Here is a 13,747-nt window from a genome sequence, read left to right as displayed (position 1 = left end):
AAGCTAACCCTACAAAGCGTCGAATTCGACAATTGCCCACTGCCTCGGGCGTAGAATTAAAGATTGCTATGGTCTTCGTTCTGGATAACTACGATTCGTTTACTTACAACCTGGTGCAGTACATGGGTGAGCTTGGCGCCGAGATGGTGATTCGGCGCAACGATGAGCTGACGCCAAAGGAGGTTGAGGCGTTGCGACCGGAGAGGATCTTGATCTCGCCGGGGCCTTGTACCCCGCAGGATGCAGGCATCAGCATAGAGTTGATCAAACACTTCGCTTCCTTGGCAGTGGCTGGCGGACCCAGGGTACCGATTCTCGGCGTTTGCCTGGGGCATCAGGCGATCGGCGCGGCGTTTGGCGGCAATGTTGTGCGCGCGCCCAAGCTGATGCACGGCAAGACCAGTGAGGTCGAGCACGACGGAAAGACCATCTTCAACGGCATTCCGTCTGCGATGACCTGCACGCGGTACCACTCGCTGATCGTGACCGACGAAGGACTACCAGATGAGTTGGAGGTCTCGGCGCGGACCGCTGATGGAGAGACGATCATGGCGCTCCGTCACCGCGAGCTTCCAATCGAAGGCGTGCAGTTTCACCCGGAGAGCGTGCTGACCATACACGGCAAACAAATCATTCAAAACTTCCTGAAGATGTAGGGTGGGCAATGATGGTGCGTCGGCTGATTCTTGTGTTCACAATCGGGTGTGGATTTGTGTGGGCGCAGCAGCCGATTGGCACGGTGGGTGTGCAGAACGCCAACATCGCTGGAGCGCTTGAGATAAACAACGGGCGCGCGATCCTGGTGGGCAATACGACCGTGACGGCGAGAGACCACACCGCTGAGATCGAGTTGAAACGTGGTGGAACGGTGCGCGTATGCGCCACGAGTGGGCTCCATCTGACCTCGGGACAAGGTGCCGCTGGGGCTCCTCCGCTAATGCTGGCGCTCGATCGGGGGGCTATCGAAATACAAATGGCAGCAACAACGCGGGATATGGTGATGACGCCAGACCTGCGGTTTACGATGCGCGGAGACGGGCCTCTCGATCTTCAACTCCGGGTAACGAAGAATGGCGACACTTGTGTTGAAAACCGTGGAGCCCAGGCGCCCGTACTCAACATTGCGGACCAGTTCGGTGAGTCGTCGTACGAACTGAAGGCGGGGCAGCATGTGCTGTTCGAACATGGCAGCCTCAAAGAGGTTGTCGATCACGAAAGCTCCTCGTGCGGGTGTCCTCCCGAGCCTGCGATGACAGTTGCCGATGCGCTGCTGAACCCCGGCACTGCGGGTGATGCGAAGACTGCGGCGGAACTGCACCCTTTTCCAGCCGCCATAAGCGCGGGGTTGGCTCCGGCACCGGTCCCCGAGGCGCCCGCCGGTGCATTGCACGAGCAGGTTTCCGCGACACTGAACTCCGGCGACAGTCCGGATAGCACCACGGAGCCGCCGGCTACTCCCGAGGCAAAGAGCGCGACAACGACCGCGACGGCAACTGCCCCTCAAAGCCCGACAGCGGCCAGCGCTCCAGCCGCAACCCCTCCTCGTCATGGTTTTGGACACGCAATTGGACGATTCTTCCGAAAACTCTTTGGGAGTTGATCGCCCGGCATTCGCGGTCTGACAGAGCGGAAAGCAAGCTCGCTGCGCTACAATTAAAAGGTTGTAGGCTTGCTGGCAGCTACCGCCGATGCCCACACCAAAAATTTCAGTACAGCTGAATTCAGCACAGATCAGGGGTTTTCTTTTATGTCGATTCCCGCAACGCAGATGCGCCCGGGCATGATTATCAAGTTCAAGGACGATCTTCACCTCGTTTTCTCGGTGGAGCACCGCACGCCCGGCAATCTTCGGGCCTTCATCCAAGCCAAACTTCGCAACGTACGCACCGGCGCAATGTTCGTCGAGCGTTTTCGCTCGCCGGACCCGATTGATCGCGTCATCGTTGACGAAGTGAAGATGGAGTTTTTGTACAACGACGGCGATGAGTATTACTTCATGGATGACAAATTCGAGCAGACGATGCTGAAGCGCGACACGCTGGGCGATGCCGTTGACTATCTGCTGCCCAATCTGTCGATCAACGTGAGCTTCCATGACGGCAAGGCTGTCGGCATTGAGCTTCCGGGCGTAGTCGAGATGACCGTGATGGAGACTGAGCCTGGCATCAAGTCGGCGACCGCGTCGTCGGTGACCAAACCTGCGAAGCTCGAAACAGGCCTGGTGGTGCAGGTGCCCCCCTTCATTAACGAAGGCGAAAAGATTCGCGTGGACACTGCAGAAGGCGCTTACATGAGCAGGGCGTAACAAGAACCTCTCTCTAGAAAAGGCGGAGTCACTGGCTCCGCCTTTTCTTTCGCCTCCTGCGCCTTGCGTGGGGGTATCTGCTCTGCGACACTGGAGGCTCCATGGTGTGCCATTACCTCGTAAAAGGTCGCGTGCAGGGAGTCGGATTTCGTTGGTTCGTCCACCAGGAGGCGGCGGAACTCGGACTGCGGGGATGGGTCCGAAACACAGATCAGGGTCACGTCGAGATCGTCGCGACGGGTAAACCTGAAGAGCTTGCCGCGTTGAAGGATGCGCTGCGGAAGGGTTCGCGCGGCAGCCGCGTCGATGCCGTAGAAGAACAGGAACTGGTCGAGAGCGAAGGCGCGCAGCTCGGACCATTTGAGATTGAAGGAGCCTGGTAAGGACTGATGACACTACCGATTAACTGCGAACCACTGAAGACCCTGATCCGCACTGTGCCCGATTTTCCGAAGCCTGGGATTCTTTTCTACGATATTACGACCGTGCTGAAAGATAAGGCAGGCTTCGCCACACTGATCGACGCCTTCGCGCAGTACTACATCGGAAAGGAGATCGATCTTGTGTTGGGAATCGAGGCGCGCGGATTTATCTTCGGACCAGCACTGGCCTATCGACTGAACGCCGGCTTCGTGCCCGTTCGCAAGCCGAAGAAGCTGCCTGCCCCGACCGCCCGCGTCACCTACGATCTCGAATATGGCACTGACGCCCTGGAGATTCATCTGGATGCGATCCAGCCGGGAGAGCGCGTCGTCATCGTGGACGATCTTCTGGCAACTGGCGGCACAATGCAGGCAACAGTTGAGCTCGTACGACAGTTGGGCGGTGAGATCGCAGGGCTTGGCTTTGCGATTGAGCTCGACTTCCTGAAGGGCCGCGATAAATTCCAACAGTATGACGTACTGAGCCTGTTGCACTACGACGAGTAATCCTGAATTAGCGATCGTCAGATCAACCGCTAGCGTCTTCGAGAAGAGCTAGTTTTTCAGTTCGGACTATAGAGGAGTCGACAATGAAATCACGTGGGTATGCCGTACACGATAAGAAGTCGCCACTAGTTCCTTTCAACTTTGAACGCTGCGAGCCCGGCGTGAGTGATGTTGTCGTCGAGATTGCCTACTCCGGCGTCTGCCACTCGGACATTCACCAGGCGCGGGATGAGTGGGGCGGGTCCATCTATCCAATGGTGCCAGGACACGAGATCGTCGGACATGTTACGGCTGTCGGTAGTGGCGTGAAAAAGTTCAAGGTGGGCGACCTTGCTGCTGTCGGAGTGATCGTCGACTCCTGCCGCGAATGCGAGAACTGCAAGGCGGACGAGCAGCAGTACTGCCTGAAGGGTGCGGTCGAAACCTACAACAAACGCGACTACTCAGGCCAGGTTACTTACGGTGGATACTCCAACAACATCGTCGTGCACGAGTACTACGTCCATAAAGTCTCTCCAAAGCTTAACCTTGCTGCAGTAGCTCCTCTGCTCTGCGCAGGGATTACAACCTACTCGCCGCTGCGCCATTGGAAGGTGGGAAAGAACAGCAAGGTCGGCGTCGTTGGCCTGGGCGGCCTTGGTCACATGGGTCTCAAGTTCGCTCATTCGTTTGGCGCGCACGTAGTCCAATTCACCACCTCCGAAAACAAAATCGAAGACGCGAAGAAACTGGGTGCCGACGAGGTAGTCGTGACGAAAGATGCTGCCGCCTTGGCCAAGCATACGGGCAGCTTCGACTTCATCCTCGACTGCGTCTCAGCGCCGCACGACGTCAATCAGTACCTGAATCTCTTGCGGTTGAACGGAACACTCTGTCTCGTTGGCCTTCCCGAAACCCCGTTGTCAGTCGCTCCATTCTCTGTAGTGGCCAATCGGCGCTCTCTCGCTGGATCAGGCATCGGCGGCATGAATCAAACCCAGGAGATGCTGGACTACTGCGCCGAGCACAACATCGTCTCCGACATTGAACTGACCTCAGTCGACAAGCTGAATGAAGCCTATGAACGGGTGCTGAAATCGGATGTGAAGTACCGATTCGTGATCGATATGGCGACGTTCGCCGAAGAGCTAACGGAACGCCACGCCTCTGTTTACTCCTAGGCAAAGAGAGTGAACAGAGGCGAGTCCAGGGAGAGGGTCTGCACCGGGCCAGAGAGCATCCCGGTTGCGGAATCACGACGAAAGACCGTCACGCTTGCGGAGTCCTGGTTCCCGCAGATGATCCACTGCGCTGTCGGATCCAGGGTGAAGTGCCGAGGAGTCTTGCCGCCACAGGAGATCCGCTGCACAAGTGTAAGGTCACCATTCTTCGTGCTGATCGAGAAAACAACTAGTGTGTTCTCCCCGCGGTTGCTGGCGTAGAGAAAATTGCCGTCAGGAGAGACGGCAAGTTCGGCGGCCGTGTTCTTGTCTGCGGGAAATTCCGGCGCGATGGTCTTGATCGAGAACGTGGAATTAACCAGAAGGCCTTGCGGCGTATTGCTGAAGCGCGTCGCAGTCCAGAGGCAGCGATCGATGCTGGAGTCCATCTCATTGATGCAGTAGACCCACCGGCCGTTAGGGTGGAAGACGACATGGCGAGGTCCTGAACCCGGACGCTCATTGGTGAACAGATGTGGATCGGAGAGTGTGCCAGTCTCCGGATGAATGTAAAAAACTGCGATATGGTCTGTGCCTAAATCGCAGACCAGGAGGAAGCGGTCATCCGGTGAGATGGTGGCGCAGTGGGGATGCGGATCCTGCTGGCGCGCAGAGTTCGGTCCAGGTTCTCCAAACTTTTGACGATCCTTAAAATCGAGGCGTTCTACCGGCTGACTCAGCGTGCCGTCGGCCTGAATTCGATAAGAAGAGATAGAGGAACCGGTGTAGTTAGCCACAAACGCAGCATGGCCGGTCGAGTCTACCGAGACATAAGCCGGCCCGGCACCGCCAGAGGGAACCTGGCCGATCTGACGAAGGTTGCAGGTTTTCGGTTCCAGCGCAAAGGTCGTAACGGTTGCGGCGGGATCGTTGATCGCATTGACCGCATAGAGCGAGCTGTGGCCTGAACCCGGAGGCGCTAACGCAAGAAAGGACGGCCGAGCTGTGGTGGCAGCCAGCTCTGGCGGACTTAGCTGGCCATGGGTTGAATCAAATGTTGACCGGTAGATGCCTTTGGACACCCCCTTGGTCGTGTCGGTTCCGAAGAAGACATAAACCGGGATCGGCGCGGCTTTCTTCTTGCGTGTAGGCCACGCCGCAAAAGCACGTGCGGACGCCGCAAAGGCAGGAAACAGGACAAGAAATCGGCGGCGCGAGAACATGGACCAAACCCCTGGGAGGTTATGCTGGTTCGCCTGGAAGATGAATGCCCATCTCGTCTTCGGCCCGAATATCCGGGTTGATGACAGGAAGGCTGGGAAGATTATCGGTGCGGCCAGCTTCTTTTACGACGGCGCTGGCGTGTTCGAGAACCTCATCGACCGTCATGGTGTACATCTCCCGGCCGTTGTCGTAACCGGACTTGACGGCGTGCTGCAGATACCGCCCGGCGACCTGAGCCGCGAGATAATCCGTAATGACGTAGCCGGTACGACGCTTCTGTTCGACCCACGCCAGGTTAGGCATAGAGATCCAGACGGGTCTGTCGTTGACGGCGAAGCGGATGTCGGTGGCGTCGGCATGCCGCGTCGCGATAGCCACCATAGTCCCCTTCCAAACGCAGTGAAGGTCTTCGCCGGTCCAGCGGTCGGTTACTTTGAAGTCTTCATACATGATTGTCTCTAGAGTAGTGCAGGGGGAAGGTATCAGCAAGGTAAGGGCCCAAAACGAGAAAATTTCCGGTCCGACCTCTAGATAAATCGATTATCTTTACCGTCTATTCCCACAATGGGAATAACATGCTGGGTTACTTTCGTAAGCACTTGAAATTGCTTCTGGCGTATGCAAGTCACCAAAGCTATCCTTATTTTTGATTTTACGGTGATAGATGACCCTGCGTCGAACAGAAGCTGAAGCCGCTAGTTTAAGGGCGATCTGGACACGTGATTTGTTGGACTCCCAGCCAGAGCTTGAATGTGGCGAACTTGTACGACTTGCTGCCTGCCTCTGCGGAACTCCAATTGGCCTGGTGACGCTGCTCGATGAGCGGCACCAATGGTTTCGTGCGTCTGACGATCTGAAGATGGGTGAGACACCACGAGAGGTAGCCTTCTGCGCGCATGCAGTCCGGCAGAATGGCCTCTTCATGGTGAACGACGCGCTGACGGATCCGCGGTTTTCGAGCAATCCTTTGGTGATGTGGGATCCAGCGATCCGTTTCTTCGCCGGAGTCGGATTGTATAACTCAGACGATGAGCCGATGGGAACCTTCTGTGTAGTTGATATGGCTCCCCGGATCCTGAGCGAAGACCAGATGGAAGCGCTCGAGATTCTGGGGCGGCAGATCAGTCTTCGTCTGGAAGCAGTAGTGCAGCGCAAAGCTCTGGAACAAGCGCTCGCGGAGAAAGAAAGAGCGAGCGCGGGACTGAAGGCAAGTGAAGAACTCTTTCGCGCGTTCATGAACGCGAGCCCGTTCCTAAGCTATATCAAGGACGCCGCTGGGCGATTGCTGTTTTACAACCGCAGCTTCGCTCAGAGGTTTGGCGTAAGCGAATACGCGTGGCTGGGACGCACCGACGAGCAGCTCTGGTCGAGAAAACTCACAAAATCAATGCGAACTCACGACCTCGAGGTCATGGCGGGCGGAAAGATGGTCGAGACCGAGGAGCATATCCGAAACTCAGACGGCTCGATCAGTTCGTTGCGATCTTTCAAGTTTCCTTGTCATGATTCTGCAGGAAACGTATTGCTGGCCGGAGTAGCGGTGGATGTATCGGAAGAGGTAGCTCATCACGCGGAGCTGGAACGTTACCACCGCGAACTCGAAGATGCCAATGATCAGCTGCGGAAGCTCGCCGTTACCGACGAACTGACCGGATTGCGTAACCGCAGATCCTTTGAAGAGCGCCTGGTGATGGAGTTCTCGTTAGCACGGCGGAGAAAGCGAGAGCTTTCGGTGTTGTTGATCGACGTCGACAACTTCAAAACGATCAACGACAGATGGGGCCACGCAGCCGGCGATGAAGTCCTGCGTCGCCTTGGCATGATCCTGCGAACGACGGTGCGGCTACCCGACTTGCCTGCACGGTATGGCGGCGAGGAGTTTGTGGTTCTGCTGCCGGAGAGCGGCGAAGAGAGCGCCATGGGACTCGCACGGCGCGTCATGCAGCGGGTCGCGACTGAGGACTGGGATAATGAACTGCTCACCATTAGCGTAGGAATGGCTTCAATGAACGAGTCGCTCGAGAACGGATTTCAGTTAGTCGAGCTCGCTGACGAGGCTCTTTACGCTGCAAAGCGCGCCGGGAAAAACCGTGTCATGGTACACAGCGGTTAGCTTCTTCTAGCATTGCGAAAGCAGAGAGGCGCACCCAGAAGGTGCGCCTCTCTGCTTTGATTTCGCTAACTTTATGCTTCTGCGTTCGGATCGCCGGCTTCGCCTTCGCCGCGCTCTTCCATCTGCTTGGCAAGCTCTTCGCGCTTCTTGGTGCGGGCTTCTGCGCGCTTCTGCGCTTTTTCGTTGAGCTCATGCTCGGCACCGAGGAGTTCGATGTAAGCCATCTCGGCGGCGTCACCCTTACGGGCTCCGAGGCGAGTGATGCGGAGGTAGCCACCCTGGCGTGCAGCGTAGCGCGGAGCCACGGTCGCAAAGAGACGGTCGACCGACTCGGGCGTCATCAGGTAAGCAGCTGCCTGACGACGAGCGTGAACGGTGCCGCGCTTGCCGAGGGTGATCATCTTCTCAATGAGAGGACGAGTGGCCTTGCACTTGGTGATGGTGGTCTCGACGCGGTCCATCAGGATGACGGAGGTGACGAGGTTGCGCAGCATGGCGCGGCGATGGCTGGTATTGCGGCCTAGTTTGTATCCTGCATTACGGTGACGCATCGATGATCTCCTTCGACTCGGCATTGGCCGTGAGTCGGTACTGCTTAGAATGTGTGCGTTCGGCCTAAGCCTTGCGCGGGTGAAGCGACCTCAAGTCAATCGTGAGGCCTGTTGCTACGCAACTTACGCTGCGTTTTCAACTAGAGACTGCGGCGGCAGAACGAATCTACCGCCGCAGCACTGGTTAGAAGTTCTCTGGTTCGCTGCCGACGAGGTCGAGGTCTTCGTCCTCATCTTCATCTTCGTCATCATCGTCATCAAAGTTGCCGAAGCTGGCGGCGAGTGTGGCTGCGGGCAGAACGGAGGTGGGTCCGGGCTGCGGGTTGCCGTTCTCGTCGATCTTCATCCCGAGGGACAGGCCCATCTGCGCGAGAATCTCTTTGATCTCATTCAGGGACTTGCGGCCGAAGTTCTTGGTCTTCAGCATCTCGGCTTCGGTCTTCTGAATGAGCTCGCCGATGGTGGCGATGTTGGCGTTCTTGAGGCAGTTGTAGCTGCGGACGGAGAGCTCAAGCTCTTCGACCGAGCGGTTGAGGTTCTCGTTGCGCAGGGCCGGACCATCGTGCAGACCGTCGTGACCAGCTTCCATCTCCTCTTCAAAGTTGATGAAGATGGTCATGTGATCCTTCAGCAGCTTCGCGGAAAGTCCGAGAGCGTCTGCGGGGAGCACGGTGCCGTTGGTCCAGATCTCAATCGTGAGCTTGTCGTAGTCGGTGATCTGACCGAGACGAGCTGCCTCGACGAGGTAGTTGACCTTGCGGACTGGCGAGTGAACCGAGTCCACCGGGATGAAGCCGAGGCCGAGGTCGCCGTCGAAGTTCTTATCCGCCGAGATGTAGCCACGGCCGCGCTTGAGGCGCATCTCCATGTCGATCTTGCCGCCTTCGGAGACGGTGCAGATGTAGACGTTCTTGTCGAGGATCTCGACGTCGCCATCAGCTTCGATCATGCCGGAGGTGATGACGCCAGCCTGATCGGCGCGGAGGTAGAGAGCCTTGGGGCCTTCGCCGGCAAGCTTGAACGGAATCTGCTTGAGGTTCAGGATGATGTCGGTCGCATCTTCGACAACGCCGGTGATGGACTGGAATTCGTGCAGGACACCTTCGATGCGAACGGCGGTGACGGCAGCGCCTTCGATCGAGGACAGAAGGGTGCGGCGAAGCGCGTTGCCAATGGTGGTACCGAATCCACGCTCAAAGGGCTGCGCGGAAAACTTGCCGTATTTTTCGGTTAGAGTTTCGGTGTCGACTGCGAGACGCTTGGGCTTTTGAAAACCTCTCCAAAGCATGTGTTTCTCCTTTTCCGGCTCATTCGCGATGCATTCTGCGAGATGGCGGGGTGTTTCTGTTACGAGTTAGGTTGTGGTTACAACGCCGGAGTGAGGTGTGATCCCCACCCCGGATAAAGTGTGTCAAAGTCCTCGAAAGAAGCCACTTAGGTCTGGACTTTGATCCAAAGCGAAAGTTAAGGGTGACTTTATTTCGAGTACAGTTCGACGATCAGCTGCTCGTTGACGGGCAGGTTGACGTCCTCGCGCTTCGGCAGAGCGATGACCTTGCCGGAGAGATTGTCGCGATTGATGTCGAGCCACTGAACCTGGTTCTGACCGGCGGCAAAGTTCTTCGCCTCTTCGAGCATGACCAGAGCCTTCGAACCCTCGCGGATCGCGATCTCATCGCCAACCTTCACCTGGAAGGAGGGAATGTTGACCTTGCGGCCGTTGACCTGAAGGTGACCGTGACGGACAACCTGACGGGCCTGGCGGCGGCTCATCGCGAAACCAAGACGGTAGGCTACGTTGTCGAGACGGGTCTCAAGCTGCTGGAGCAGAAGTTCGCCGGTGACGCCGGTTTTGTTCGAAGCCTTCTGGTAGTAAGCGCGGAACTGAGTCTCAAGGGTGAAGTAGATGCGCTTGGCCTTCTGCTTTTCGCGGAGCTGCAGACCGTAGCCGACAACCTTCTTGACCTTGCGGGACTGGCCGTGCTGGCCTGGGGGAAAGTTACGCTTCTCAACGGGGCATTTTTCAGAGAAGCACTTGGTTCCCTTGAGGAAGAGCTTGGTGCCGTCGCGGCGGCAAAGGCGGCAGACGGGTCCGGTATAACGTGCCATTTTTATAACTCCTGACTTCGGGTGACGATCGCTTTACGCGCGGGCAGCGCTTCTTCACGATCCAGTTGTTGTAACGTCTTGCCTGCGGCGGGGCCTGAGAACAAGCTCACCGCCGCAGTTGGGACAGATTGCATTCATAACCTGAGCGCATGTTGCACAGAAGCTGCACTCATAACTGCAGATGAAGGCTATTCCGTCTGCATTGAGAGCTGCATTGCAGCGCTCGCATTCGGACTTCATCAGAAGTGCCACAGATCAGACGCGGCGGCGCTTCGGCGGACGGCAACCGTTGTGCGGCATCGGCGTAACGTCGCGGATGCTGCGCACCTCGATGCCGGTGGTGGCGAGAGCGCGGATCGCGGACTCGCGGCCGGAGCCGGGACCCGAGACGCGCACATCGACCGAACGAACACCGTGGTCGCGGGCTGCGTTGGCTGCACCGACGGCGGCCTGCTGCGCGGCAAACGGGGTTCCCTTACGGGAGCCGCGGAAGCCAAGCGAACCGGACGACTTCCAGCTCAGCGTGTTGCCGATCTGGTCGGTAATGGTGACAATCGTGTTGTTGAACGAAGCCTGAATAAAGACGAGACCAAATGGAACGTTCTTCCGCTCGCGCTTCTTGAACTTCTTATTCTTGCCGGGCTTTGCTGCGCCCTTCGTATTCTGAGTCTTCGCCATGTCTTATTTCGTCGCTTTCTTCTTACCGGCAACGGTTCCCTTGCGTGGGCCTTTGCGGGTGCGAGCGTTGGTGTGGGTGCGCTGGCCACGGACAGGAAGGCTGCGGCGATGGCGGAGGCCACGGTAGGACTGAATTTCGATGAGGCGCTTGATGTTGAGCGAGATGTCCTTGCGGAGATCGCCTTCGATCTGGCCCTCAGCTTCGATAACCTGACGGATGCGGTTCAGCGCGTCTTCGTCGAGCGTGCCGACCTTCGCGAACGGATCGACATCCGCCTTCGCGAGGATCTTGGCGGCGCGAGAGTCGCCGATTCCAAAGATGTAGGTGAGACCGATGCGCGCCTGTTTGTTATTAGGGACATCGACTCCAGCAATACGTGCCATGGGGTTCCTTTTCGGTTGAGCTTCGTAGCTTCGCCACGAGTGCGGGGTTGTTTGTTTGCGGCGAGTCCGTCGGGTTCAACGCAAGCCTTGACTTCGGCTAACTAGCCCGACGGGGCCGGTAATGCTGGGTGTTGCAAAGACCTTTACGGTCTTAGCCCTGACGCTGCTTGTGCTTCGCGTTCTCGCAGATGACACGCACCACGCCGCGGCGGTGAATGACCTTGCACTTGTCACACATCTTCTTTACTGAGGCACGAACCTTCATTGTGATTCCCTTCTTTTATGCAACGTAAAACCCGACAAACGAGAGGACGCGTCTCGAGGAATTAAATTCCCTTTTGACAGACGACCTGAATGCCAGAGCCGAAGCCCTGACTTATCCCAAGTGCAAATGCGCTTGAGCAACCCATTGATGGAGACGGGATGGGCTCCCGTAGCCGTTGTCTACTTGTAGCGGTAGACAATGCGGCCGCGGTTGAGATCGTACGGACTGAGCTCAATCGCGACGCGGTCGCCGGGGAGGATGCGGATGAAGTTTTTGCGCATACGTCCGGAGACGTGTGCAAGGGCCTGGTGCTTGTTCTCAAGCTCGACCTTGAACATCGCATTCGGCAGGGTTTCGACAACCACCGCCATCACTTCAATTGCATCTTCCTTCGACAAACGATCTCCTTTGGAGGTGAAGAGGCTAACCCCTTATATCTCCACAACTTCTTCTATAAGTTGAGCGTTTTCCTCAACCAGAGTTACCGTGCGACACACTTGCGCACACCGCATCTCTTATAGTACCCCAAAACGGGTCTATTTTCCTAGCGGGTTAGCACTTGGGGGCCATCTTTCGTGATGGCGACCGTGTGCTCAAAGTGGGCGCTATAACTGCCATCAATGGTAACCGCCGTCCAGCCATCCTTCAAAACGCGTACTTCCGGCCCACCGGCGTTAATCATCGGTTCAATCGCGAGCACCATGCCAGCTTTCAAACGGGGCCCTTTGCCGGCGGCGCCAAAGTTCGGAACCTGCGGATCTTCATGCATAGCGCGCCCAATCCCATGCCCGACAAACTCCCGGACAACGCCAAAACCTTCTGCTTCACAGAGTTCCTGGACGGCGGCGGAGATATCGCCGAGGCGTCCGCCTACCTGACACTTCTCAATGGCCTTTTCGAGCGAGGCTTTCGTCACTTCGAGAAGCTTCGTCGTCTCTGCGCTGACCTTGCCGACAGGATAGGTCACAGCGGCGTCGGAGTAGTAGCCGTCGATAATGACCCCGCAGTCGATCGAAAGAATGTCGCCTTCAGAGAGAATTCGCTTGGCATTCGGCATGCCGTGAACCACTTCGTTATTGACCGAGGTGCACAGTGCGGCCGGAAAGCCGTGATATCCCTTGAACGCCGCAATCGCGCCCAGCTCTGCGATCTTCTTGACGGCAATCTCCTCGAGATCCATCGTCGAAGCGCCGGGGACGACGTGAGGCGCAATCGCGTTGTGGACCTGGCGAAGAGCTTTACCGGAGATCCGCATCTTCTCGATCTCCTGCGCCGTTTTGATCATGATAGCCATAGTGCAGTTCGTCTCGGGTGCTACTGGTTTGACGCTTTGCGAAGGCGGGTAAGCGCGGATTTGATTCCTGCGGTGACCTCTTCCACTGGACGATCCCCATCCACGATCTCGAAGCGCCCCTGCTTGCGATAGTGCTCCACCACCGGCGCCGTCTGCGCTTCGAAGGTCTTCATGCGCTCCGTGAAGACAGCTTCAGAGTCGTCTGGACGCTGGATGAGAGCCGAGCCATCAACATCACAGATGCCCGAGACCTTCGGAGGATTCGAGTAGATGTTGTAGATGCGGCCCGCAGGCGAAATTCTGCGCCCAGTGATGCGATGAAGCAACTGCTCGTACTCGACGACGATGCTGATCGCGACCACCGGTAGAGTATTGATATTCGTGGACAGCTGCGCATCAAGCCAGTTTGCTTGATTCAGGGTTCGCGGAAAGCCATCGAGAATAAAGCCACGGTGCGTGTCAGGCTGTTTCAGTCTGTCTGCGACCATCTGGTTCACAAGGTCATCGGAAACAAGTATGCCTTGATCTACGAGTGCCTTGGCAGCTTTGCCTAGCTCCGTCCCTTTAGTGATGTTGGCCCGAAGAATATCTCCAGTCGAGACTTGAGGGATGCCATAGGCAGCCATCAAAGCCTTCGCCTGCGTTCCTTTGCCCACGCCGGGCGCGCCTAAAAGGAGTACCGGCCCAGGCAGGAAGTTCTTGTCTGCCGGGGCCGTCTCGGGCTCAGATGCGATACTTGTCGTCAATGCGATAACT

General features: G+C 57.2%; 19 protein-coding genes and 1 pseudogene. 7 read left to right on the top strand and 13 right to left on the bottom strand.

Going from position 1 to position 13,747, the window contains the following annotated elements; genetic code table 11:
* Nucleotides 1-68: 68 nt before the first annotated feature.
* The 6 genes from RBB76_RS14600 (at nt 69) to RBB76_RS14575 (ending at nt 4,394) form a co-directional block, all read left to right on the top strand.
* On the top strand, nt 69-656 hold the full coding sequence (locus RBB76_RS14600) for an anthranilate synthase component II (RefSeq protein WP_429630333.1): 588 nt from the start codon (nt 69-71) through the stop codon (nt 654-656).
* Between the two features lie 8 nt (nt 657-664).
* The gene (locus RBB76_RS14595; protein WP_429630224.1) at nt 665-1,600 is read left to right on the top strand and encodes a nuclease; all 936 of its coding nucleotides are present in this window, start codon (nt 665-667) and stop codon (nt 1,598-1,600) included.
* Nucleotides 1,601-1,747: 147 nt separating this feature from the next.
* Nucleotides 1,748-2,305 (top strand): elongation factor P, encoded by a 558-nt coding sequence (gene efp, locus RBB76_RS14590; RefSeq protein ID WP_353066072.1) that lies wholly within the window; start codon nt 1,748-1,750, stop codon nt 2,303-2,305.
* 101 nt (nt 2,306-2,406) lie between these two features.
* On the top strand, nt 2,407-2,688 hold the full coding sequence (locus RBB76_RS14585) for an acylphosphatase (protein ID WP_429630226.1): 282 nt from the start codon (nt 2,407-2,409) through the stop codon (nt 2,686-2,688).
* 6 nt (nt 2,689-2,694) lie between these two features.
* Nucleotides 2,695-3,234 carry an adenine phosphoribosyltransferase gene (locus RBB76_RS14580; protein ID WP_429630228.1) on the top strand — a complete coding sequence of 180 codons (540 nt, stop codon included), beginning with the start codon at nt 2,695-2,697 and terminating at the stop codon, nt 3,232-3,234.
* An 83-nt stretch (nt 3,235-3,317) separates the two neighbouring features.
* On the top strand, nt 3,318-4,394 hold the full coding sequence (locus tag RBB76_RS14575; protein ID WP_429630230.1) for an NAD(P)-dependent alcohol dehydrogenase: 1,077 nt from the start codon (nt 3,318-3,320) through the stop codon (nt 4,392-4,394).
* Here the strand turns inward: RBB76_RS14575 and RBB76_RS14570 are convergent.
* Both RBB76_RS14570 and RBB76_RS14565 read right to left on the bottom strand, forming a co-directional pair.
* The gene (locus RBB76_RS14570; protein WP_429630232.1) at nt 4,391-5,596 is read right to left on the bottom strand and encodes a lactonase family protein; all 1,206 of its coding nucleotides are present in this window, start codon (nt 5,594-5,596) and stop codon (nt 4,391-4,393) included. The genes RBB76_RS14575 and RBB76_RS14570 overlap by 4 nt on opposite strands.
* Before the next feature lie 19 nt (nt 5,597-5,615).
* Nucleotides 5,616-6,047: a hypothetical protein gene (locus RBB76_RS14565; protein ID WP_429630234.1), complete on the bottom strand. Its 432-nt coding sequence runs from the start codon at nt 6,045-6,047 to the stop codon at nt 5,616-5,618.
* A gap of 214 nt (nt 6,048-6,261) precedes the next feature.
* Here RBB76_RS14565 and RBB76_RS14560 point away from each other — a divergent pair, with 214 nt between their 5' ends.
* Nucleotides 6,262-7,710 carry a diguanylate cyclase gene (locus tag RBB76_RS14560; protein WP_429630236.1) on the top strand — a complete coding sequence of 483 codons (1,449 nt, stop codon included), beginning with the start codon at nt 6,262-6,264 and terminating at the stop codon, nt 7,708-7,710.
* Nucleotides 7,711-7,781: 71 nt separating this feature from the next.
* Here the strand turns inward: RBB76_RS14560 and rplQ are convergent, their stop codons facing one another.
* The 11 genes and pseudogenes from rplQ to RBB76_RS14505 form a co-directional block, all read right to left on the bottom strand.
* Nucleotides 7,782-8,261 (bottom strand): 50S ribosomal protein L17, encoded by a 480-nt coding sequence (gene rplQ / locus RBB76_RS14555; protein ID WP_020715205.1) that lies wholly within the window; start codon nt 8,259-8,261, stop codon nt 7,782-7,784.
* Between the two features lie 184 nt (nt 8,262-8,445).
* Nucleotides 8,446-9,549: a DNA-directed RNA polymerase subunit alpha gene (locus RBB76_RS14550; RefSeq protein WP_183815702.1), complete on the bottom strand. Its 1,104-nt coding sequence runs from the start codon at nt 9,547-9,549 to the stop codon at nt 8,446-8,448.
* A 188-nt stretch (nt 9,550-9,737) separates the two neighbouring features.
* Entirely contained in the window at nt 9,738-10,370 is a 633-nt protein-coding gene (rpsD, locus tag RBB76_RS14545; RefSeq protein ID WP_179585608.1) for a 30S ribosomal protein S4, read from the bottom strand.
* Nucleotides 10,371-10,372: 2 nt separating this feature from the next.
* The gene (locus RBB76_RS14540; protein WP_429630335.1) at nt 10,373-10,504 is read right to left on the bottom strand and encodes a hypothetical protein; all 132 of its coding nucleotides are present in this window, start codon (nt 10,502-10,504) and stop codon (nt 10,373-10,375) included.
* Nucleotides 10,505-10,514: 10 nt separating this feature from the next.
* Nucleotides 10,515-10,610: pseudogene (locus tag RBB76_RS14535) on the bottom strand (DUF1272 domain-containing protein); the annotation flags it as partial.
* 15 nt (nt 10,611-10,625) lie between these two features.
* Nucleotides 10,626-11,048, bottom strand: a complete 423-nt coding sequence (gene rpsK / locus RBB76_RS14530; protein WP_183975633.1) for a 30S ribosomal protein S11 — start codon at nt 11,046-11,048, stop codon at nt 10,626-10,628.
* A gap of 3 nt (nt 11,049-11,051) precedes the next feature.
* On the bottom strand, nt 11,052-11,432 hold the full coding sequence (rpsM, locus tag RBB76_RS14525) for a 30S ribosomal protein S13 (RefSeq protein WP_353066053.1): 381 nt from the start codon (nt 11,430-11,432) through the stop codon (nt 11,052-11,054).
* 151 nt (nt 11,433-11,583) lie between these two features.
* Nucleotides 11,584-11,697, bottom strand: coding sequence for a 50S ribosomal protein L36 (gene rpmJ, locus RBB76_RS14520; protein ID WP_158790629.1), 114 nt, complete (start codon nt 11,695-11,697; stop codon nt 11,584-11,586).
* Nucleotides 11,698-11,876: 179 nt separating this feature from the next.
* Entirely contained in the window at nt 11,877-12,095 is a 219-nt protein-coding gene (gene infA / locus RBB76_RS14515; protein WP_013581270.1) for a translation initiation factor IF-1, read from the bottom strand.
* Between the two features lie 146 nt (nt 12,096-12,241).
* Complete coding sequence (gene map / locus RBB76_RS14510) at nt 12,242-12,991, bottom strand: type I methionyl aminopeptidase (RefSeq protein ID WP_429630241.1); 750 nt, start codon at nt 12,989-12,991, stop codon at nt 12,242-12,244.
* 20 nt (nt 12,992-13,011) lie between these two features.
* The gene (locus tag RBB76_RS14505; protein WP_429630243.1) at nt 13,012-13,737 is read right to left on the bottom strand and encodes an adenylate kinase; all 726 of its coding nucleotides are present in this window, start codon (nt 13,735-13,737) and stop codon (nt 13,012-13,014) included.
* Nucleotides 13,738-13,747: the final 10 nt, after the last annotated feature.

It is taken from the genome of Tunturiibacter psychrotolerans (assembly GCF_051013365.1).
Classification (GTDB): Bacteria; Acidobacteriota; Terriglobia; order Terriglobales; family Acidobacteriaceae; genus Edaphobacter; species Edaphobacter psychrotolerans_A.
The sequence above is the reverse complement of the archived record's forward strand: the minus strand, read 5'-3'. Positions and strand labels throughout refer to the sequence as shown.